The organism is Cytobacillus sp. Bac17 (genome assembly GCF_024519925.1).
Lineage (GTDB): Bacteria > Bacillota > Bacilli > Bacillales > Cytobacillaceae > Cytobacillus > Cytobacillus pseudoceanisediminis.
In genome coordinates, this window is the sequence record NZ_JALJRC010000015.1 from 20,721 (window position 1) to 43,455 (window position 22,735).

15 protein-coding genes are annotated in these 22,735 nt (G+C 35.9%); 4 read left to right on the plus strand and 11 right to left on the minus strand.

What is annotated here, in order from left to right:
• Nucleotides 1-39 precede the first annotated feature (39 nt).
• Both NR125_RS17195 and NR125_RS17200 read left to right on the plus strand, forming a co-directional pair.
• A complete protein-coding gene (locus tag NR125_RS17195) occupies nt 40-1,329 on the plus strand; it encodes a Na+/H+ antiporter NhaC family protein (RefSeq protein ID WP_256815800.1) in 1,290 nt (429 codons plus the stop codon).
• A gap of 17 nt (nt 1,330-1,346) precedes the next feature.
• Nucleotides 1,347-2,774 (plus strand): amidohydrolase family protein, encoded by a 1,428-nt coding sequence (locus NR125_RS17200; protein WP_256815801.1) that lies wholly within the window; start codon nt 1,347-1,349, stop codon nt 2,772-2,774.
• A gap of 377 nt (nt 2,775-3,151) precedes the next feature.
• On the opposite strand, the gene NR125_RS17205 is transcribed toward NR125_RS17200, so the two are convergent.
• The 8 genes from NR125_RS17205 to NR125_RS17240 form a co-directional block, all read right to left on the minus strand.
• On the minus strand, nt 3,152-4,744 hold the full coding sequence (locus NR125_RS17205) for a hypothetical protein (RefSeq protein WP_256815802.1): 1,593 nt from the start codon (nt 4,742-4,744) through the stop codon (nt 3,152-3,154).
• Nucleotides 4,745-5,219: 475 nt separating this feature from the next.
• On the minus strand, nt 5,220-6,389 hold the full coding sequence (locus NR125_RS17210) for a hypothetical protein (protein WP_256815804.1): 1,170 nt from the start codon (nt 6,387-6,389) through the stop codon (nt 5,220-5,222).
• A gap of 994 nt (nt 6,390-7,383) precedes the next feature.
• A complete protein-coding gene (locus NR125_RS17215; protein WP_256815837.1) occupies nt 7,384-7,953 on the minus strand; it encodes a recombinase family protein in 570 nt (189 codons plus the stop codon).
• Nucleotides 7,954-8,067: 114 nt separating this feature from the next.
• Nucleotides 8,068-8,634, minus strand: coding sequence for a hypothetical protein (locus NR125_RS17220; RefSeq protein ID WP_256815805.1), 567 nt, complete (start codon nt 8,632-8,634; stop codon nt 8,068-8,070).
• A gap of 22 nt (nt 8,635-8,656) precedes the next feature.
• The gene (locus NR125_RS17225) at nt 8,657-9,517 is read right to left on the minus strand and encodes a tyrosine-type recombinase/integrase (RefSeq protein ID WP_256815806.1); all 861 of its coding nucleotides are present in this window, start codon (nt 9,515-9,517) and stop codon (nt 8,657-8,659) included.
• A gap of 54 nt (nt 9,518-9,571) precedes the next feature.
• Complete coding sequence (locus NR125_RS17230) at nt 9,572-11,071, minus strand: hypothetical protein (RefSeq protein ID WP_256815807.1); 1,500 nt, start codon at nt 11,069-11,071, stop codon at nt 9,572-9,574.
• Nucleotides 11,061-11,903 (minus strand): bifunctional DNA primase/polymerase, encoded by an 843-nt coding sequence (locus tag NR125_RS17235; protein ID WP_256815808.1) that lies wholly within the window; start codon nt 11,901-11,903, stop codon nt 11,061-11,063. Before NR125_RS17235 ends, NR125_RS17230 begins: the two co-directional genes overlap by 11 nt.
• Nucleotides 11,904-11,915: 12 nt before the next feature.
• A complete protein-coding gene (locus NR125_RS17240; protein ID WP_256815809.1) occupies nt 11,916-12,098 on the minus strand; it encodes a hypothetical protein in 183 nt (60 codons plus the stop codon).
• A 132-nt stretch (nt 12,099-12,230) separates the two neighbouring features.
• Here NR125_RS17240 and NR125_RS17245 point away from each other — a divergent pair, with 132 nt between their 5' ends.
• Entirely contained in the window at nt 12,231-13,208 is a 978-nt protein-coding gene (locus NR125_RS17245; protein ID WP_256815810.1) for a LexA family protein, read from the plus strand.
• A 221-nt stretch (nt 13,209-13,429) separates the two neighbouring features.
• Here NR125_RS17245 and NR125_RS17250 read toward each other — a convergent pair whose 3' ends face one another.
• The 3 genes from NR125_RS17250 to NR125_RS17260 all read right to left on the minus strand — a co-directional run bounded on the left by NR125_RS17250 (nt 13,430) and on the right by NR125_RS17260 (nt 20,444).
• A complete protein-coding gene (locus NR125_RS17250) occupies nt 13,430-14,395 on the minus strand; it encodes a tyrosine-type recombinase/integrase (RefSeq protein WP_306219851.1) in 966 nt (321 codons plus the stop codon).
• Between the two features lie 2,176 nt (nt 14,396-16,571).
• Entirely contained in the window at nt 16,572-17,339 is a 768-nt protein-coding gene (locus NR125_RS17255; protein WP_256815811.1) for a restriction endonuclease, read from the minus strand.
• Between the two features lie 393 nt (nt 17,340-17,732).
• Nucleotides 17,733-20,444: an S-layer protein gene (locus NR125_RS17260; protein WP_256815812.1), complete on the minus strand. Its 2,712-nt coding sequence runs from the start codon at nt 20,442-20,444 to the stop codon at nt 17,733-17,735.
• A 696-nt stretch (nt 20,445-21,140) separates the two neighbouring features.
• Between NR125_RS17260 and NR125_RS17265 the strand changes: the two genes are divergently transcribed.
• Nucleotides 21,141-22,721, plus strand: coding sequence for a C39 family peptidase (locus tag NR125_RS17265; RefSeq protein ID WP_256815813.1), 1,581 nt, complete (start codon nt 21,141-21,143; stop codon nt 22,719-22,721).
• Nucleotides 22,722-22,735 lie beyond the last annotated feature (14 nt).

Here is a 22,735-nt window from a genome sequence, read left to right on the forward strand (position 1 = left end):
TTAGTCAGCTTAGCAGGAGGATTTATTCATATCCTAAGAGTGACTGGAGCAGCACAGGCTTTTGCTCAAGTTGCTACCAGAAAGATAAACACTCGAAGAAAAGCACAAAATCTAACATGGGGGAGCGCATTTTTATTTTCCTACACAGAGCCCGTTCTAATCTTGGGTACGATTATGAGGCCATTAACAGATAAGCTGAGTGTTTCCCGAGTTAAACTAGCATATATATTAGACTCAATGGGTTCTCCCCTTGCATCTATGTCCCCTATCAGCAGTTATGGACCTTTCATAACAGGGCTTATCGCAACACAAATCACCGCTCTAAGCTTATCAGACAATCCATGGACATTATTTATTCAGATGATTCCTTATAACCTATATGGGCTATTTGCAATGATTGGTGTTTTATATGTTATCAATACTGGACTAGATATCGGCCCTATGTATCATGCTGAAAAAAGGGCTATTGAAACCGGGAAAGTCTTTGGGGAAAATGACAAACCATTGGTTGCTACTAAGGAGTCGGAGAGATTCCCAGAGGGCTATACATTTAAATTTCATCAATTTTTAGTTCCAATGCTTCTCCTGTTTATTACCATATTCACTGTGATTTTCTGGACCGGAAATATATTTGAAAATGGTTTCAGAGGGGCTTTTATTAATGCAAATATTGTTTTAGCCATTTCATGTGGATTTTTAGTGGGTTCGATTGGAGCAGGCCTATTTTCTGTGGTATACAAACTCCACACAATTAAATCTGCCTTTGATGAATTCACTCAGGGAATAATTAATTTAATGATTGTTCCAATAATTCTTGTTCTAGCATGGTCCATCGGAAAAATTGCAGGACAGATGGAGCTGGGAGCATATATGTCTTTAATTGTCGGAGACTACCTTCCTTCGTTTATTGTTCCAGCTTTAATCTTTTTACTCGGATCCCTAATCGCTTTTGCAACAGGAAGCTCCTGGGGAGTATTTGCGATTATGATGCCTATTGCAATCCCTATGGCTGTGACTATGGACATTGAAATACCACTTGTTATCGGAGCTGTTATTAGTGGCGGATTATTCGGTGACCATTGTTCACCAATTTCCGATACAACAATTCTAGCTTCAACAGGTGCGGCTTGTGATCACATAGAACACGTAAGAACTCAGCTGCCTTATGCAATATTAATAGCAGTTTGTACATTCTTAGGCTTCTTAGTAGCCGGTGCAACAGCTGGATGGATGGGATTTATTACAACAGCAGCTGCAACAATTATTGCTCTCTATTTACTTAATAAGAAAGCTAAACGCTCCCAAAGTCCATTAAATTTAAATATGTAAGTTAGGAGAGAAGCAGATTGAAAGTTGATCTTATCATACAAAATGCACATATACTCACAATGGAAGGAAAAGGTGTAGGATATTTAGAAAACAGTTCCATTGCAATTAAAGGAAACCTTATTCAAGAGATTGGAAATGCTGATGATATAAAAAGAAACTACAACGCTGATAGGATAATAGATGCCACAAATAAACTGGTGGTGCCTGGGTTTATAGATGCGCATATCCATACAGGGATTGCCATATTCAGAGGGGTAGCTCAGGACATGTCAAATTGGATGCAAAAAGGACTATGGCCGTTTATGAAGCATCTAAAACCGGAAGAAAGTGTTAAAGGATCCATGGTAAACATTATTGAAGGCATAAAGTCTGGAACCACAACTTTTTGTGATTACGATGGAAGAATGGACCTGATTGTTGAAAATTACAAAAAAATCGGTGCCAGAGCGCGAATTGCGGAACTGGTAAATGAAATTCCTGATAACGTTGGTGATATACCTGTCGGAGAACTTTACCCATTTAATCCATCTATCGGGAATGCGAAACTTAAAAGAAATCTTGAATTATTTGAAAAGCATCACGAGAGTGATAATGGCAGAATTACAGCAATTTTAGGACCCCATGGCCCGGATATGATGAGTTTGGAACTGCTAAATGAAATCAAAGAGTATGGAGAAAAACTCGATACTAAACTTCATATGCACGTTGCTCAAGGGGACAGAGAAGTTGACCAAATGATGAAACGGTATGGCAAAAGATCAGTCGACTTCCTTGAAGAACACGGTTTTTTGAACAAAAGGTTAATTGCTGTTCATTTAACGGAAGCAACAAATGAAGAGACTAAGAGGATTGCCAGAAGCGGTGCGGGGATGGTTTACTGTGCAGGCAGTATTGGGATTATTGATGGACTCGTTCCCCCTGTTTACCTCTTCTCACAGTCAGGCGGGATAGCTTGCTTAGGCTCAGACCAAGCTCCAGGCAATAATTGTAACAATATGATAAATGAAATGAAATTTGCTGCAATCTTAAACAAAGTAAAGCTCGCGGATCCAAGAGTATTTAATGCAACCATGGCCTTAAGAATGGCAACTATTGAAGCAGCTAAAGTGATGGGAATTGACCATGAAGTCGGCTCAATCCGCAAAGGAAAAAAGGCAGACATGATTATTATTAATTTACAGGATCCCTCTTTCTTCCCTATCTACACAAAACCGATTAGAAATATTGTTCCAAATTTAGTCTATTCAGCAAGGGGACATGAAGTTGAAACTTCCATTATTGATGGACAAATTATTATGGAGAATAGAGAAATCTTAACCATTGATCAAACCACTGCTATTTCTGAAGCACAAAAGGCAGCAGACCAAATAGCAATTAGAGCTGAAAAGGATATATTAAAAGCAGAAAGTGACATTTTAACAATGGTAAATGAAGAATTGCTATAAAAATGAGGAGCCTCGAACTTATGGGGCTCCTTGAACTTTAGTTGAAAAGAAAAGTGAAATATATTAGTGGCGGTATTCCGCTTTCATCCTAGATGCCTGTTCTTAATTACTTTCCTCTTTAACTGGAAAGTATACTGTGTGCCCAACCTGGATTCTTTTTTATGGATTTATAGTCAGGGTCTTGCTATAAACAGGAGCTGCACCTTAAGATGGTGCATCATCGCAATTTTCATTATATGCACCGCTATCTTTATTTGGAAGAATTTCCCAGAGGAGCCTTTTGACAAACTTCGAATGGTGACAGATCCCAGTTTCTGACTCTAACTGCAAGAAAAGAAGCATAGGGTTTAACGTCCCCATGCTTCCCGGTTGTCATATTATTTTGAAATTACAACATCTTTAATTGTATTTCCATTTTCGTCAGCTACGTTTGAAGATGAGAATTCTACTGTAATAGAATCAGTTAATTCAAATGAAGCAGCAGTTGTAGTTGCTGTTACAACATTTCCAGAGATTGTGAAGGCAACATCAGAAGAATCAATTGCAACACCATTCTTCTTAACCTTAATTCCAGAAAGTGTACCACCTGTTAATGAAGACTTTAAGTTTTCACTGAAAGCAACTGAGATTTGCTTGCTGTTTAATAGAGTTACTTTCTCAGCAAGAATCTTAACGTTTTCCAATAATGGAACTAGAACACCATTTTTAGCAGTAGTTGTTAGAGTGTTACCATTTTTATCTTTAATGTCTTTAACTGCTAAAGTTCTGTTTCCATCTACAGCAACTGTTCCTTCTGGTAACTCGATACGTACAGTCTGCTTATTACCATAGAAATAGATTTTTGAAGATGCAGGAACAGCGGCACCGTTAATTGTAAAGTTGTTAGCATTTAACGCAGCATCAGTTAATTCTGCATCAAAAGCAAATTGTAATACGCCAGTTGATACTTGAGTCGGTACAACATCAAGAGTTTCGTTTGTATTTGTTGCTGGAGTAACTTTAAATGTAAGAGTTGTAGCAACAGTGTTGTTTCCAGCTGCATCTTTAACAGCCTCAGCAGGAATTACAACTTTGTAGTCACCAGATGCTAAAACAGCAGCTGCATCTAGAACTAGATATTGGTTTTCACCAGGATCTGTTGTATCTCCATCGTTGTTAGCATCATATACATAATCAACTGAATCTAACACAGTGTTTGCAGTAGGTTTTACTACTCCATCAGCAGTTGTGTAAGAAGTGCTTACCCCTGTTGCAGGAACAATTGGAGTGTCTCCAGCTACGATAACTTCATTATACTTAACGATGATTTTGTCATCTTTAATTGTTGTGGAAACAACTGTTGGAGCAGCCTTATCTGCAGTTAATGTCAGTGTTTTCTTGAATTCTTTGCTTGCATTATTGCTTGCATCTAAAGAACCAGCAGCAACTGTTAATTCTTTAGTTACAAATGTATTTGGAGAAACAATTAGTGATGAAGCATCGAATACGAATACTTTACCTTCAGCGTCCACTGAGTTTGCAGCAGTTACAGTTGCAACTGTATTAGCTCCATCTTTTAATACCGCTTGGTTAACTGGCTCGCTGAAAGTTACGCGAACATTAGATCCTTCAGCAACCATAGAAGTTACCTCTGGAGCAACATTATCAGCACCCACAGTTACTGTTAACACAGTATCTGGCAAGAAGTTACCAGCTAAATCTTTTGCACCTACGATAGCAATTTTATGAGTGCCTTGAGTTAAGCCTGAGAATGCCAGCTTAACAGCACCTGTAAGTGTATCTGTGGCTGAATCTTGTGTTACAGAATAGTCAGTTCCTGAAACTTTAGCAACTCCATTTAATGATACTGTTGCACTTGAAAGATTCATTGGCTCAGAGAAGTTAACAGTAGCAACCGGAGCACTGAAGGATACAGAAGCAGTTGGAACTGCTTTATCCACTAAGAATAAAGGCGCTTGATATTTAGCCATTACTTTACCTGTAGTGTCTTTAACATTTTCAGTTTTGAATTCAACATACTTATTTAAATCAGCAGCAAATCCAGTTCCAAATGTTAGCGTAGCTGATTTCTTATCAGCGCTTAAAGTTACGCGAGTTGGGTTAGCAGAACCAAGTGTATAGTTAGTTGCAAGTTCTGCACCACCAGTTGCAGTACCAGCTTGAACTGCTTTATTGAAGTTAACAACGATTTGTTTAGCGTTAATCGCACTTATAATACCTAGTTAAAACAATATTTAGTTAGAATAAAATATATTTGTTTTCCCCTTTAAAATAGAGTATTTACAGATAGGTATCAGCAAATTATATTTTATTTTAAAGGAATTTAGTTCATTTTTTAAGGTTATACCGTTCTTACTATAATAGTTACACCTTTAAACACAGTGGACTTTAAGGAATCATAATAAATATAGTAAAATACAGTTACTTTTTAAATTTTTTTAGTGTTTATGTATAGAATTCTTGATATGGCCCATTAAAATCAACAAATTTTCCATTTTTGTTTGTTAACTTGTAATACTTAACACTTCTCACAAAGTTTTCTTTTAAACCTAATTCCATTTCGGGAGTTAATTTATACCCGTTCAATTGGTATCTCCTGTAGAACTTTCCAGAGCAAGAGAGTGAACAGAATCTACTCTTAAAAGTATATTTCTTTAATTGATACATTAGTCTTTGTTCATATTCCTTGTAACTCCCACATTGTGGGCATTTATAAACCATAAAACTTTTGCCGTACTTAGGCATCGTATATACTTCTTCAAACCTTTCTCTCTTTCTCCTTAAATATGCTGGCGGATTCCAAGAATATAGCCATTCCCCTATTATTCGAACTGAATTTGTCCCACAAAAAGCAAAAGTATAAGAATTCTTATGCTTTCTAATGGGTACTGAGTTTAGGTTTAATTCTTTTGCTAAAATATCCCGTATTGCAGTCATCAATTTTTGGGTCCCGACAATTTGAAATGTTGGCATTTTGGTTGATTTATCAATATGGATAGACCCGTCTCCCTCGAATATTCCTAAAATAAAAGGTCTATGATCAGTTATTATATCTACTGGGTATTCAATAATATGAGTTTTCCTTTGTGTTAAACCATATTTGAGTAGGTCATCATATATCTTTTTGCTACCTATTATTAATTTTGAATATCTTCTTCCGTCTGTAAAGTCTGTTTGAATGTCTTTATCAGAACATAATAAACCCTTGAAGTAGGTCAATATGTACTGATCCTGTTCCTGAATTTTAATTGCAAACCCATAATATTTTTTATCTTCATAGGCAAAAACACAACCATCACTATATATCCAACCTAATAAATACTGCTTTTCTAGATTGTCTAAGTTTTTAAAATAGGTTTCATCTAAAAGGTATTGGCGAGATCTCCAAGAAAAGCCATACTTCTTTAAATTATTTCTAATAACAGTATGAGTGGTTTTATAAAGCGATGCAATTCTCCGCAAAGTCATTCCTTCAATATTATGTAACTTATTAAATTCATAAGCATCTCTTATAGTGAAAACTTTTCTTTTCTTCATATTCCAAACCCTTTTCACCAATTTATTCCTCTTAATCTTTGCTAGGGTGGATATAACTATACTTTTTTTACCACTCAAATTAAAAGCTTGACTGGAAAAATCTTATTTCTGGCATTAAGACTTGTATTTTTTTTTAGAAGAAAGTATTTAGTATTCATAAAACTGAGCATCTCCTAAAGAATGATCTACTTAGACATTGCGATGTAAGGTAGCTTACTTAAATTATTGATTAAGCAAGGGCAATACACCCTTACATATTTATACAATTTTTTATAATTAAACCAATTGGAGACTATACAATTAAGTCTTGTTTAGCTATAATTAAATTGTTCCTATAGTAACTCAACTGAAATCTCAAACATATTTTTATGTAGAAAGACATGTTACATCTTTTTGTGTATCTCTTGCAGTTGTTCCATCAAGTTAGATCTTGTTGAAGAGACGTTGAGATCACAAAGCTTTTAGGGAAGAGATGTAAGTTGAGCGAAGCCAGGAACCTAATAATTTTTGGCAACTGATTCATTCCCTAGTTAGTTGTCAGAGAACGACACACAGGTGTTATTTCTTCTTAGCTGATAATGACCTTTCTAAAACTTAAGCAGAGTAATAAGGAAAAATCCCGGAGGTGAGAGGCCGGGATTTTTTCTTTTTTGTTTAAATTACTCATAATTGTGGAATTATAAAAATAGATATTTACTGTAAAAGAAAAAATACCGATTACTGTGAGGGCTCGACCAGAGCAGCTCGAATGACCACAGGGTGAGAGGTGGGTCATACGCACAATAAAAGGTATCTTTCTTTGACTTTTTTGACTTTAACGACGAATTACAGGGTTATACTACTTATTTGCTGTTGAGAAAAAGCAGGACTATCTTGAGAATTCGTATCGACCAATCAATAACTATTCCAAGTGCCCGTTCTTTCTCAGCAGTCTTCTTTAGAAGTTCTTTCATTTTCCTCATGAAGACCTCACCGACCTTTCTAAAAGCAGTCGGTCAAGCCCAAGCATTACCATTATACTACTAAAATGGTAATTTTATAATACATTAATAGATTTTAAAGTTAAAATTTTTTAAAAGGATAATTGTTCTCTAGCTTTTATCTCCCTATATAGAGTTGCTTTACTTACCCTTGTTATCTCACAAATCTCTTTCACTGTTTTATTTCCTTCAATATATAGTTCTATTGCATGCTGAATTCCTTTATGTTGTTTATGATACTTCTTAACTCTTCCTTTATACTTTCCCTTCCTCTTAGCTAAGTCTATCCCAGCCCTTTGTTTCTCTTTAATTAATGTTCTTTCTAATTCGCCGAAACCAGCCATTACGGTTAGAAAAAACTTACCTGTTGGCGTCCTGGTATCTATGCCCAAATTCAATATGACTAAATAGATATTTTTATTAGATAGTTCCTCAACAAGCTGCAACAGTTGTACTGTACTTCTTCCGAGCCTATCCATACGAGTTGCTACCAGAGTATCATGAGGCTCTAATTCTTGTAATAATTGGTCGAGTTGCTTATTTTCCGCAACTCCAGTAATTTTCTCACTTATGATCATATCGACACCGTAAGATGTTAACTGTTCGATCTGAGTGTCTAGATTTTGATCTGTAGATGAGACCCTCGCGTACCCGTAAACTATAATTCTCACCTTCTTTAACTGAATTTGAGACATGTAAATGAGACACAATAAACATAATGTTTACTGCATTTAATAAATGTCTCAATAGGGCGTACCCCATTGAGACAAAACATCTTACTGTGAAACCTTTGATTCAAATTTTTCAATGAAGTAATCAATGGACATACATATCAGTTGTGTTTGGCTTAAATTTGTCTTTGTGCAAAAATCTTTAAATCGATCATGAAGATCGACTGGTAACCTAACTGAGGTTGTATAATTAGCTTTCCTTGCAAAAGCAAATTCTTGCGCTTTTCTCCAAAAGCTATATTGTGGCCTATTTGTTTGATTAGTTGGTGGTGCTAGTCCACTTGGTTGCAGCAATCCTAATAATCTGTCTGATTGCTGGAGTAAAGTTATTACTCTATCATCTTCTAACAGGTCAAGTGGGTCGACATTAACGTTATTTTTCTTTGAGGTTATCATTTGTTTAGTATTTATATTTTTCTTCTTAACGGCTGCTTTTTCGCCAACACGCGGCACGTAATTCTTCTTAACATTATCCCATTTATAACTCATGTCACCCATAAACCTTGAGAGACTTTTGGGATGTGAGTAGCCTACAGCCCTGGCTACCTCATCAACTTCATAATTTTTAGAATATAAATCGATTACTTTTTTGACTTTTTCTTCATTTGTCATTACAAGATCACCACCCTCTGAATTATAAAAGATCAACGGTATCTTTTAGTTCTTCAATTAATGAATGCAAATATACTTCAGTTGTTCTTAAAGAACTGTGTCCTAATAACTGTTGGATTTTAAATAGGTTTGCACCCTTTCTTAATAGATTAGTTGCAAAACTATGCCTGAATGTATGGCACGTAACTTTCTTTTCCCAACCTAGACTCTTAACAAGCTCGTCAATTAATATTCTTGCGTATCCAGGTGATAACCTTCCAGTTTTATTAGTTGCAAAAACATATTCACTATCTTGAATAGTGTTTGCTCCTTTATGTTTTTGCAATTCTTCTTCGAGTAAAGGATGAAGAGGTACCTTCCTCTGCTTTCTACCTTTTCCAAATAACTTCACTACTTTTTGTTCAAAACTTATAGCCGACCACTTCAAGTTGCATATTTCACTTATTCTGGCACCAGTATAATACAACATATAAATTAAAGTCTTAGTTTGACCACTTGAATTTTTAAATAATTCTGATATTTCTTCTTCCAAAAGAGGTTCTCTTTCCTGTTTTACTACTTTAAAACGGGTAACTCTGTCACATGGATTACTCTGAACATAACCTTCTCTCATTAAGAATTTCATGAAAGCACTTAATGAGTGCAGATGTCTTAACCTGCTTGCATCGGCGTAGTTGCGTTCTGTCTTTAGATAATATAAATAATTTTCTATAATTTTATGGTCAATCATTTCAACCGTGGGTACGCACCCATACTCATCGGCAATCCAATCGTTTATGCTATGTAAATCCTTGGTATATCCCTTAATTGTTTCTAAGCTTTTATTAGCTTTGGGCAGATGATCGGTTACATAAAGATCAATATGACTTAATAACATATCCATTTTCCCCTAACATATTAAATCTATCGTCGGAGCCGTCGTATCGTCGAAAATATTTTACTTTTGGGCAGTTAACCACAGTTGATGAATTCTTTCCTTTTGCCGATCATAGTTATATTCAATACCATTAGCATTTAATATAGCTTCAATTCTAGAAAGTTGATCTTTTATTTTATTTGGTTTGATATCAAACTCAATATTTTCTTTAAAGGCCTGTTTTTTAAGTTCTTTTACTAATGTGGTGGCTGTCCCTTTAAAAGACTTATTGATTCTAAGGTATTTTTCAATCACAGTTGCAAGGCTGCTTTGTTCTAAAGCATCACGATATGCTTCCTTTTGATTGTAGGAATAAATAGCAGAAAACCCTCCTTTTTTTAACCCTAGCAGATGCTCACATGCAGTGATCCACTTTGTAAAATCCCTCATACGAGGTGAAGTGCTTAACTTAAATGAACTGTAATTCTTTAATATCTCACTTATAAGGTCAAAAATCCCTGCAAGAATATAAGGCCTGTCCTCTTCAAAGCTGCTCCAAAACTCCTGCTCACTTCTTCGCTTGGCACCTATTATTTTGGGTAAATTGATTATTATTGACCGGTCAGCCAAATCACTTCTTTTTGCAATGGTATCTATTCCATTTAGAATTAGGGGATTACAAGCCTCAATAACATGCTCTTCTGAGTCTGTATAGTTTTTCTTTGCAACGAAACTGCTACCTGTAGCTATCTTGCATAATGTATCTGCTAAGTTATTATTTAGTTCCGAGATATTATCGAAGGCTAACACCCTGCTTTTATTTGCAACTATATAAATTTCTCTTTCATTCCTAGGAAACGTCATCACTTCATTCCTGGTAGGGTCAGTCAAACGCTTTATTATTCTACTATGCAAGCTTTTACCACTTCCTTGAAGCCCCTGAATTATTAATATAGGAAATGGACCAGCTGGCATATAGCATCCTAGTATAAATGCGACAAATAAGATCCAATCCGTCCCCTTACAAGTTACATACTTTTTAAGTAATTCAATGTTATTTCCCTTCACAGGAATAGGCAATTCCTGCATTGATTTCCCTCTAAGAAACTTCATTTCCGTGTTTCTTAGAATGGTCCAGTTTCCAGGAGTAATTTGTACAACATCTCTTTGTTTATTACATAAGTCAATATATAGTTCTTTTAGATTACCGGCTATTCTCGTGTTCAAACTCTTTATTGGCAACTTATTGTTGAACCTAAGTGTTGCTCTTAATGTGTTAATCCCTTCATCTATAACATTTTTATTTAAATCTTTATTAAATAATTGATACCAACTACCTCTAATCCAATCTGAAAAATTTTTACTATCGATATTAATATCTTGAAAACCGCCTTCAAACAATACTGTTGCATATATTTCACCATCATGAGTTTGATAAAATTCTTCAGCTTTTTGAGCTATCTCCAATAAAGCTTGAGTAACATTGATTTCTTTTTGCTCCATTCGATCTTCAATATATTCCTTTTGGCTAGTTTGGCTTTTCTTTTTAACCTTGCCTATACTTTTCTTGTTAATCGACATATATGTTCCGGCCCATCAATATTTTAAATGCATCGCTTTTTGATAAGGTATAAAAACTTTGAATAAACTGAAGGCCATTACCTTTTCCACAGTGAGCAAAACAAACCCAGCTGCCATTTTCTATATTAAAGCCAAACGAATTATGATGGTCATCATGGAATGGGCATTTTGCAGAACCCCACTTACCTCGAATTCTAATTCCTTTCAAATGTCTGGAATAAAATTCAATCCAATCTAATTCTAGGAAGCTAAGTCTGTTATACCTTTTATTTTTTGGATTTTTTTTATATACTATAGGTGGGTTTGTAGGATTTTCTCTTTTTTCTAGAATTAGATTTTCCAACCATGTTGGTAGCTCTTTTTTCTCAACTTCATTCGGGGACCTTAACCAATTATACTGTTTCCCAGATGGATGAATTGATGGTGGGGCTACCACTATTTTTTTATCTGATAAAATATCTACTCCATCAACAAGTTTCATAGAAGGGATATTTTTTTTATAACTATAATATAAGTGTATACCTCTAGATGATCTCGCTGCCCAGGTCTCTAAGAGTTTCCCATGTTTCCTTAAATAAGCAAGTTGCTTCATATCATCAATATCAATAACAACCACATTTGATATTTTTCCCGTTAAAATGCCAATATTCTGATCCTGGTAAGTAATAAATCCGTTTTTCTCTTTAATACCGTACACTATTTGGCTTTTTAATAAGGGGGTCTTTAAAAATCGATCAGGCCAATGTTTAAGCATGGGCTTTTTCCCTTGTAATGGAATAGGGATTAACCCTTGTTTATAAAGCTCCAATGCAGCTGCTGTTATTCTATCCATAGGTAGCTCCTTTCAGACTTGGTTTGTATAGATTTCTTTTATTACTTTGATAATTTCAGCCTTTTTATCATTAGGTAGTTCCTTTCTTAGCAACCGATAAATCGTGTTTTCATGAACGTTCATCTTATCGGCAAGCTGCCAAATGAAAACATTTGATTCTCTTAGTGTTTTTCGAATATCTATATTGCATTTCATATCACCGCCTCCTTTTTTTGTTAAAATTAACAACATTCGTTGTAAACAACTACAACAACCACATTTTTATATTATTGGATACATTTACTAAAGTCAATAATTCGAGGTGATTATTTGAAAAATTATTACTCAATGCTACAAGATGCTATACAAAAAAATCCATTAAGTCTTACCGAGATTTCAAATCAACTTCGCAACTTAGGATTTTCTATAGATAAAGCCTACTTAAGTAGGTTAAAAAACAGTAAAATACCACCTGCCTCAGAGGAAATTAATATTGCTTTATCTAAAATACTTTCTATTGATTTGGATGAATTTCTCTGGGCGAGCTACTATGAAATTGCACCAAATTCACTTCGAGAGATTCTGAAAGAGTACAAGTTGATAGATCAATCTGTTAACGCTTCCATGGAAGCTGTTCTTATAACTCTTAATTCATTGGACAACTTTCCAGAAGAAATATCGAGGTTCCTGGAAGAAAAAGGATTCACCTTAAAGAACTTATCAAGTTTCCTTACACAATTCAAAACCAAACTAAGTGTTTTTGAAAAGATGGAGGTCTATATTGCGCTCACTGCTAAAATAGACATAAATGTCTCTTTAGATGATGATCTTTTTGAGGTAACTGTCAATCCACTGAATAAGGTTGATACCGTAAAAAGTATAGAAGCATTCATAAAAAGTGAACTCAATCGGGAGTATTATCAGAAAGACGTTAACCTTAGTATATTTTGTGAGTATAAAATTCCTATTTTTGAAAAGGTGCATGGAGATATATTTATAGAGGAGGACTTAATAACTTCTGTTTCATACCCAGAAAAGGAAGAAAAGGTAGCTTTTTGGGTTAAATCATATGATCAAGGGGGAAAAGAACTTGGTATAAATAAAAATGATTTAATATTAGTGGATTGTTCAAAGGAACCTCTTGAAATGGATCCTGTGTTAGTTTCTATTAACAATGAGCCAGCAATGGTGAGGCAAATACAAAGAATTAATGATAACTTGATACTCAGGCCATTCAATAATAAAATGAAACTTGAAGTTTTACCTTCCAATAAAGTAAACATAATAGGTAAAATAATCGAGGTTGAAAAAAGAAGACCTATTTAAAGAAAACCGCATAACAAAATTATAGGTGTCCTTAATACCTTTCACTTCTTATACCACGGTTCAATCGACAATGAGCCCCCTTTAAAATGCCTAACGGTGAGAATACTAAAAGGGGGCTCTCATTATATTTCGCTCTTTGCAGCGTAGAGCCATATGGAATAAGAACATTTTAATAAACTCTTCTCGCTTGATTAAAACTTTCCCTTAAACAGAGTTCTTCCTCATTTTCTCTGGCCCAGATACACTTTAATAACATCGGTTCTTTCATGACCGACTTCCTTCGTGACTTTTTCTGCAGCTTGTTCTATTGAAAACCCCTTATTGATTTCTTCTTGTATTCGCTTTTGTACGTACCCATATCTCAATCCATGGAAGGTAAGTTCATTTGTATATGTTTCTCCGTCTTTATTCCAGGTCCTTAGCTCAACCCCTACTTTTGTAACGACTTTTTCTCTGTTATTGTATAGGAACTTCTCCATTCTATTTACTGCGGCATGAGTTTTTTCATTTTCCTTTACAAAAAGCCTCCCACCTCTCGAAATTTCTCTAATTCTCTTTTCTAAAACGATCTTTCCACTTTTAGATAACGGGACTTGTCTCCATTTGCCATTTTTCCCTTCCCCTTTGACTTGATAGATTCCCGTTCGTAAGGCTTGTTCCGCCTGAGACCTGGTCATGGCGACCGCCTCCGTTATCCTTAACCCCATAGATTGGCACAAAATCATCACTTCCTGGACATCCTTTGCAGTTATTGCCCCTTTGCCTCCCTTGGACCAAACTTCTTGAGCTATTTTCTTTAAACTATCGTATTCCCCCTGCGTCCAAGCTCGATTCCCTTTAACAGCAGGGGTTTTGTCCAAAGATACTGAAAAGTTTTGCTTTAGGCTCTCATTGTCAGATAGTTCATGCTTCACATCAGGAATTAGGTCGTGCATGTACCGAATAGCCCCTAAGTCATTCTTAATTGTTTTAGGTGCTATTCCTGCTGATTGTCGATATACAATAAATGCAACAACATGTTTATCTTGGAGATTTCTTAAGTTTTTCATTTTGAAATTTTCATTTAAAAAATCAATAAAGTTCTTGCAGCTACTTTCATACCTGGCTCGTGTACCGAAGGAATTTGCTCGTGTATGCCGAAAAACCTTTTCCATTTGAGTCATTATTGGAGATTTTCCTTTTGTCATTTTTAGAGTCCTTTCTTAAAAGGGCATAGAACACCCATTTACATTTTTTACCATCCTCGTGAAATCCTCAAATGTCACAATTAACCTTAATACCAATAACCTTAATGAGTTCCAGTTTTATAGGATTTTGTTATCACTGGGACTAGTGCTTTCTCTTTGCCGCGGTTGCACTCTTTTTATCACTTCGTTCAAAAATCCGTGCAAGTTTGGCTTCGCCAACCCTCTGCAAAGAGAAAGCACTCCGCTATTCAAATTTATATATGAGTACTGAATGAAACATTCCCCTACCGGGTTGGCCATTGCCAAGTTTCTAGTAAACTGCTCATCTGCAGACCTTCGTCCAGGTGTCCCCACCTCGTTTACATTTTGCCTCATTTCTAAATATCCGGTTAGAGGCAGTACCGAATACTCTACTAATCTTACTAGCTGATTTGCACCTAACAATTTAATACAAGATACCTAACTTTAGCTGATGCATCAGTTCCTTGCTTTACAGCAACCGCAATAGTTAATAAACCATTACTTGAGTATTTCTAAACCGCACTCCTAGCGATCGGCTCTATACGTCTGCCTGCGTTACGAAATTAAAATTGCAATATAAACAATGTGCAGTCACTTACTTTGTCTGATGTTTATTGACTTAGTAAGATTTAAGAAATATATTTATAAAAAAGCAAAGCTATAATTACACCTTACTTTCTTGCTCTCCTGTCTTTAATCCTATTCAAACCCTATAATTAAGTTAATTCCACTACTTCTCCAATGTTATTTAGTAACATCTTTGCCTACGCTTATTTGAGTAACTGTCTTTCTCTTCGTCTCCTATTTACCACAACTGCTAACTTTTTCTATTAATAGAATTCAACTCTTAATTTATCAACACTGCATGCCACTTAATTCATTTAAAAATATCTCAACTTTTTTTCATCAGTCTTTTAGCACTACACCTTATTGTTGGTATAATAAAAAGCCTTTGGGCTTAGTTTGTTTGCATAGCAAGTACACTATGATTCCAAACAGCCCAAAGGCTTTACTTTAGTCAATCACCTGCGGACTCAATTCTAGAGTCGCAATAATAAAAAATTTATATATGAATAAGAAAATTCTACCATTAATTTACTCTTAGAGCAATATTTTTCATTCCGAAAGTATTGCGAATACCTTCCGAACAATTAAAACTCTTCTCTACTTTAATCATTTTATGAATCTAAAACAAATTCCCTAAAACCTTTATTTAATTCAATATAAAAACAATCATTAATTGAATGATTGTCGATACGACGGCTCCGACGGTTGATGTACTATTATTATTTTTTTATGAAGAGTTTCAACAGTCCTTCAGTAGTCCACTACTTTTGAATCTATCATCATCGCTTCGCCATATACTTTTAGATTGATTATTGTAATTAGAATCTGTATATTAATATTAAAGCTAGCAACCCGTATCAAGATACGGCAAACCTACTTAGGGTTGTAGAGTACCCGTATCAAGGTACGGAGAAAAAAACCTGCTGCATTGTAACTCGTTGCGCCAATGGAAAGCGATGCGTTAAATCCCTTAATAAAAGTATCTCGTGGAGTCATGATATTCGCGCGATACTTTTTTATTTACTTTTAAAAACGAATGTACCACTCTTATCTTATAAAGAGAAAAATTACCGAAAGAACATCTTAGAGGAGAAGGATAGCCATGAGGAATGATTAGAAAATTATCGGATCTAGGGAGCCTAATAAGTCAAACCTTTTTCTGCTCTTAAAGATTTTGAACATATTTACCGTTACAATCCCGAGAAGGCCAGGGAAATGGAGAAGAAGATATGGGAGGACATCAAGTAACTTAAAACCCGTCAAAAATCAAAATACTTCTTTGCATTTGGAAGAACACCGGAAGAGCCACTTACAATAAAAAAGAAGCAATCCCTGCATGGCCTGAATCTGAGTAGGATTACTTCTAAAAGAGTTCCAGTTGCCTATTATGTCAGCTGCCAGTAGATTGAGGATCTGTTAATAGCCAAGATTCTCATTTTTATTATTAAGATTTGTATTACACTTTACCTTTGGATTGATCATCTTATATGCCTAGAATAGGCATGTTTCATATTCATACCCTTGTTGAACTAAAGCCCCCGTTAGTTTAAGTATAATAATTTAGAAACTAGTCCTCATTTTCTAATCTTCACTTATATTCCTTCAACCATTCTTTTAAATTTTCAAAGTCTCTTAAACTCAGCTCATAATTTAATGGGGAAGCAAAATCTATTGCAGCTTTAGTGAATGAAGAAGTAGTAACTATCATTCCAACATTTGCTCTTTCCGCGGTTTTGACCCCATACAAACTTCTGACAATTTCAACACCCACTTTATTAGTTTTACTATACCTTTTTGTTTCTATAACAAATAAAGTGGATGCTATTGAATCATTTTTAATAGCATAAATATCTTTCCCCCCATCCCTTGTACGTTGGGTTAACGACACATCATACCCTTTTCTATTAAATAGCTCTGCAACCAATTCTTCAAATTTTCTCGGATCTATTTTTTGCATTAATTCAGGGTTTTCCGATAAATATTTTATTAATTCTGTATTAATATCAGTAAAGTCTACTCTTAGAGAAGAATTATTCACGGGTAATCCTTCATTAATAACTTCAAAATATACTTCTAAAACTGGATGATACCTAGTATATCCTCGAGCCAAATTTTTGTTCGTAAATGGGTAATGTACTGACCCTCTAGGTCTCTTTTCTCCACGAGCGTTTGCCTCATTCACATTCATATGTTTGTTACATATAAACGGACAAGTATAGTCTTGTTCAAAAAATTCTTCATCAATAGAGTCATAGTAGTCATACAAATAAACCTCATATTCCGCATTATTTGTACAGCCTGGAACAGAACATTTAGTTGTTGTTTCATAATTTATGTATTTTTTTATTTTCCCCATTATGTAACCACCTTTAAGTTATTATAAGTAAAATGCATTTGTTAAATATTATATTAATTCATCAATAATTAAGTATCATACTCTTTGATTAAACTGCTACTTATTCATGAATTAAACACTATAAGTACCCCTTGTTCTATATAATATTGAGTTAAAATCCTTTCCTTTCTTGAAGATATTTCGACCGTTCCCTTTAGCACAAAAAAGCCAACCCAAAAGATTATGTACTTTTGAGTCAGCCTTTTGAAGGGAGAAGTTAACTTAACATTTGAAGCTAACTTCTTATATATATCTACACTCCTAATTGGAGTGAGAATACCAAAAAAGAAAGCCCTGCAGAGATCATTCTCTACAGAGCTTTTTAATCTCAATAAAATATTTAACCTTCTTATATTATTGAGCAACAGTTACAGAAGATACTGATAATAAGTTATCGTTAGCATCTTTAATATCAAGAGTCCCTGCAGCAACTGGCTTAACAGATAGTCCTTTAGCTAGATCATCAGCAGTAAGGGCAGTACCACCAACTGTTAAAGTTAGAGTAGTTTTTGCATCTGCTTTGAGAACGTCTTCTGTATCAAGAGTTGTTGCAGTAACTTTAGTTCCGCCTACATATAGGTCGAAGTCACCAGCAGCAGCATCAACATCATTGTAAACTGCTTCACTGAAAGTCAAAGTGATTACGCCTGGAGCTGTAAGTTTAGCAGCTGTTACAGTTGGAGCTACGTTTTCAACTAAAACTTCTTGAGTGTTTACTGTATCCATAGCTAAACCGTTCTTAGCTTTAACTCCGCTAATAGTTACATTACGAAGTCCAGTGAAGTTATTTGAACCTTCTTTGATTGTTAAAGTAACGTCTTGTTTGCCAGCAGGAGTTCCATAAGCATTCAATACTGCTTTTTCTACTACTGCACCGTCAAACTTGTAATTAGCAACATTAGTAGCTGAAGCACCATCAAGTTCTTGATTGAAACGAACAGTAATAGTTTTATCAGCATTAACCTGGATACCATTCGTAGAGAATGTAGTATCTAGAGTTGCTTTTGTATTTGAAGGAGAAGTCGCATCTTCACTACGAGTCACACTAACTTTTGTTGAAGATGGCCCAACATTACCACTAACGTCATTTACTAATGCAACAGTAGCTGATGCAGCAGTTTTACCAGTAAGTGTTAGTGAGTAAGTTGCACCTTTTGTATCGTTAGCTCCAAGTAAATCAGCTAGAGCAATACGATAAACTTTTTTGTCAGATGCGTCCTGAACAAATTTTGCTACAGGTACGTTAACTGCAGTAATGTTAGTAGTTACGTAGTTAGATACTTTAGTACCTGTAACTTCTACTGTCGCTAATGAAGCTTCAGTTTCAACTGCTTCGTCAAAAGTTACTTCTAAGTATTCAGCACCATTAATTGTGGTTACTTTAGAAGAAGCTACTTTTGGAGCAACAGTATCTAGATCAAAGTTTAATACCTTAGAGTAAGCAGCACCAGTTTCTCCACTTAAATCTGTATAGCCAGCTGAAATTTCAACTGCTTTTAAGCCAGTATTAGCTGTGTCAGATACGATTGTATACTTAGTTTTGTCAGAAGAATCTTGCTTGAAAGTTAAAGCACCTGCAAAACCTGTAATTGCTGGATTTGCTTGAAGTTCTTCAGAGAATTTCACTTCAATAGTCTTGTTGTTAACAGCTGTTAAAGAAGTTACTGTTGGTGCAACTCCGTCTTTATCGCCTTTAACAAAAGAAACAGTTGCTGGATTTGGGCTTAACAAGTTAAGAGCTTGGTCTTGAGCACCTACAAATGTAGCAGTTACTTGCTTACCAGCTGCAACATCAGTACCTACTGTGAATGTAACTTCTTGTGCGCCAGGAGCGAAGTCATTAGTTACACCTGTTCCACCTGCATTTACAGTTGTTCCGTCAGCTAACTTATAGCTTACTGTACCAAGGTTATTCATTGGTTCTGAGAATTTCACTGTGAAAGTACTTGCTGTCTTCTTAGTTGTAGACAGTACCATAGGTGCAGTAGTATCAGCAGCAAAATCGCTCACTTTATTGTATTTAGTAAGATCTTTATCATTTAGGCCTTTTAATCCATCAACTACAACATCATAGCGCTTAGAAAGTGCATTTGCCGCAGTAATAGTTAAAGTTTTACCATCAGCACTTAGTGTACCTGTTAATCCACCAGATGGAACACCATCGATAGAAGTTAAAGTAACAGTTGCAGTACCTTTAAATGCACCACTTACTCCATCAGCAAATAATGAAGCTTTTGAGATTGGAGTATTAAACTTAACTTCAACTTGAGTAGCGTTAATCGCACTTACACTCTCAACTGCAGGAGCAAGTTTAGCTTCGTAAGCAGCTTTAACTTCAGATACTTGAGTTAATAGATAAGCACCAAAGTCAGTATCTTTATCAAGCTTAGCAACGTAGTCAGCTACGTGATCCATAGCCTTTTTAGCATCTTCTAGTTTGCCTTCAGCAACTAGATCTTTAGCTTTGTCATAGTACATTTTTACAGATACTTCGTTTGTGATGCTGTCGCGAGTATCTTGAGCTTCTACTTTGAACGCGTCAACTAGAAGGTTACGTGCAGTTTGTCCGTATACACGGTGAAGGATTACTGTACGAGTGTTTAGTTCGTAAGAAATTTCATGGTATAGCTCTTCAGCTTTTTCCCACTCTTTTTCTTCTAAAGCAGCTTCTAGAGCTTCTTTCTTGTCTTCAAGAGCAGTTGCATAGTTGAATGCATCAATGTAAGTAACAACGCGCTTAGCGATGTACTCGTTATATGTAGCATCTAATTGTGCAAGGTAAGCTTCCTTGGCAGATCCCCCTGCTTTTGTTACAACAGCTTTCGCGTTAGCATAAGCTTTCTTCGCAGCGTTGTACTCTTTGTAAACGTCAGCGATAGGAGCAAATTTACCTTGTGCAGTCACATCACTGTAAGTGTGATATGCCTTCTTCATTTGTGTTACAGCCTTACTTACTTCGACAGCAACATTGCTTGCAGCGTCAGTTTGAGCTGGAGCAGCAGCAACGAATGCAGATGCAGCAACCGCGGATGCAGCAGCTAGTTTGATAGCTTTCTTTTTAGCCATGTTTCGTCTTTCTCCCTTCAATTATAAAAAGTAGTACAATGATCGCCAGGCTGATTTGCCTGTTTTTAAGCTTTTCGGCTAATGCTAATCATTGCCTAGCAAACTTAACGAGAATTATACTAATCTTTTATGGAAATATCAACCTATATGTCTATTTCCTTCTAAAAAATTAGTAGAATTGTGTCAGAGGACTATATAACTGGTTTAATTACCAGCCCTTCTCACATTTCCTATAATAATACATTTTTAGAGGAAATTCTAGGTTTTTATTGTGTTTATTTGTAAATATCCATTAGTAATAATTTCCTCTAAAACCACAATTAGCAATAAAATCACACTTTAAGATTATATCCCCAAAGACTATAAATATGTCAGTTTTATTTTAATACGGTCACAAACCCTTTCATATCAAGCTTTATCACTACATTTAAGTCACTTTTTTGTAACATAAATGACTCATTAATAATTCTGATTTTTCCTTCATGATATATTAGACCTACTTTTTTGTTATTTTGATTATATTAAGGTAAATTTTAACTTCTATAGGTTGAAAAGACACAGTTTGACTCAGTTTGTTTTTCTGAAATTTGAATACACATGCATTTTTTCCTTATTTTTAAAAAGGAATAAAGACTAACCCCTATTAAGGTAGAATAATATTTGTCAGATAAAACCATAAAGGAGGATTATGTACTTTTGAAGTCAAAGTGGTATTTTATTAGTTTTCTATTTATCTTTTTGCTCTGTGCTGGTACGGGGGAAGCTTCCGCTAAAACACTTGTGGATGCACCGCATATCAGGCAGATGCCTGAGCTGCCTAGAGGGTGTGAGGTAACGAGTCTGGCCATGCTTTTGGAAAGCCAGGGTGTCAATGCACCTAAAATGACGCTTGCTAAAGAGGTTCGCAAGGTGCCTTTTAAGCAGAATGGCCTTCACGGCAATCCGTATGACGGGTTTGTCGGTAATATGTATACATATAGCCAGCCTGGACTGGGCGTTTATCATGGGCCCATCTATGATCTCGCCAATAAGTACCTGCCTGGCAGAGTAGTGAATCTGACTGGCTCAAATGCAAGTGCCATTTATCGGGCACTGGATAACGGCAGTCCTGTTTGGGTTATTACGAACACGCTGTTTAAGCCGCTCTCCAGCAGCTACTTCCAGACATGGCAGACATCAAGCGGCCCGCTGCGCATTACATATAAAGAACATTCTGTTTTAGTAACAGGCTATGACAGCCAGTATGTCTATATCAACGACCCTCTTTACTATGGAAAGCATCGAAAGATGTCCCGCAGGAATTTCGAGGGATCCTGGGTCCAAATGGGGCGGCAGGCCATTTCTGTTGTGCCGAAAACGAATTGGAATGCGGAGTTAACCCCAGGGCAGACTGGGAAGCTGACAGTACTTAAGCCGATTACACTTTGGAACCGGACAAGCAGCGGGCTTTCCGCAGCAAAGGTACTCCAGCCATTGGAAGGATTAAAGGTGTGCGGATATGACAGCAAGCATGGCGGACAGTATAAAATCTGCAGCGGCGGTTATGTCACTAACATGAGCGGGTATATCCGCTATGAAACCCCATCCTCTGCAGTATTAAATAATGCGAATACAGGCTTTGCCGAACGGGATCTGAAAACAGCAATCTCTTATGCAGGCAGTCTTAAATGGGAGATTCATATTGATTACCGGAAAGATAAATACCCTGGAAAAGTGACAGATTATCCGAACATGACGTACTTTAATGGCACGAAAAAATATATGAATTCCGCACAGACAGCCATTAACCGCATTTCTGACACGGCGAAGAAAAATGAATTGCAGGCGTCCCTTAATGCGGATGTGGTTTTGCATTATAAACGGGCACAGGGGTATATTGATGCTGTCACATCAGGAAAGAAGCTCTTAACGATGACAAAAGTGCTCCAGAACACCATGAGTGCTGATCCGCTGTCCGATGCAGGAGAAAGCCTCTTCCATAAGCTTTCCTATGAAATCAAAAAAAATGCCGTGCTTCTTTACAGAGTTTACGGGCAGTCAACCAGAGAAGCTATCCTGGCTGCATATAAGGCACCAGCTGAAAAGGAAGTTGAAAAACACCGATTTGCGATTACCGCCAAAATGAAGATTGACGAACTCGAGCTATTGAACAAACAGCCGATCTCTGAGGATGAATATAATACTAGAGTCGCAGAAATAGAAAACCTGGTCAGCCAGATATCTGATGCTTCTGTAAAAGCTGTTTACTTAGAAAGAATAGCAAAATTCAAGAAATAAAAAATGGCCGGACC

Coding starts and splice junctions, on each gene's coding strand:
- NR125_RS17205 (WP_256815802.1), bottom strand. CDS start 4,744: ATGGCTAAATATCAAGCGCCTTTATTCTTAGTGGATAAAGCAGTTCCA.
- NR125_RS17220 (WP_256815805.1), bottom strand. CDS start 8,634: ATGACAAATGAAGAAAAAGTCAAAAAAGTAATCGATTTATATTCTAAA.
- NR125_RS17225 (WP_256815806.1), bottom strand. CDS start 9,517: ATGGATATGTTATTAAGTCATATTGATCTTTATGTAACCGATCATCTG.
- NR125_RS17235 (WP_256815808.1), bottom strand. CDS start 11,903: ATGGATAGAATAACAGCAGCTGCATTGGAGCTTTATAAACAAGGGTTA.
- NR125_RS17230 (WP_256815807.1), bottom strand. CDS start 11,071: ATGTCGATTAACAAGAAAAGTATAGGCAAGGTTAAAAAGAAAAGCCAA.
- NR125_RS17255 (WP_256815811.1), bottom strand. CDS start 17,339: ATGGGGAAAATAAAAAAATACATAAATTATGAAACAACAACTAAATGT.
- NR125_RS17245 (WP_256815810.1), top strand. CDS start 12,231: ATGCTACAAGATGCTATACAAAAAAATCCATTAAGTCTTACCGAGATT.
- NR125_RS17260 (WP_256815812.1), bottom strand. CDS start 20,444: ATGGCTAAAAAGAAAGCTATCAAACTAGCTGCTGCATCCGCGGTTGCT.
- NR125_RS17250 (WP_306219851.1), bottom strand. CDS start 14,395: ATGACAAAAGGAAAATCTCCAATAATGACTCAAATGGAAAAGGTTTTT.
- NR125_RS17240 (WP_256815809.1), bottom strand. CDS start 12,098: ATGAAATGCAATATAGATATTCGAAAAACACTAAGAGAATCAAATGTT.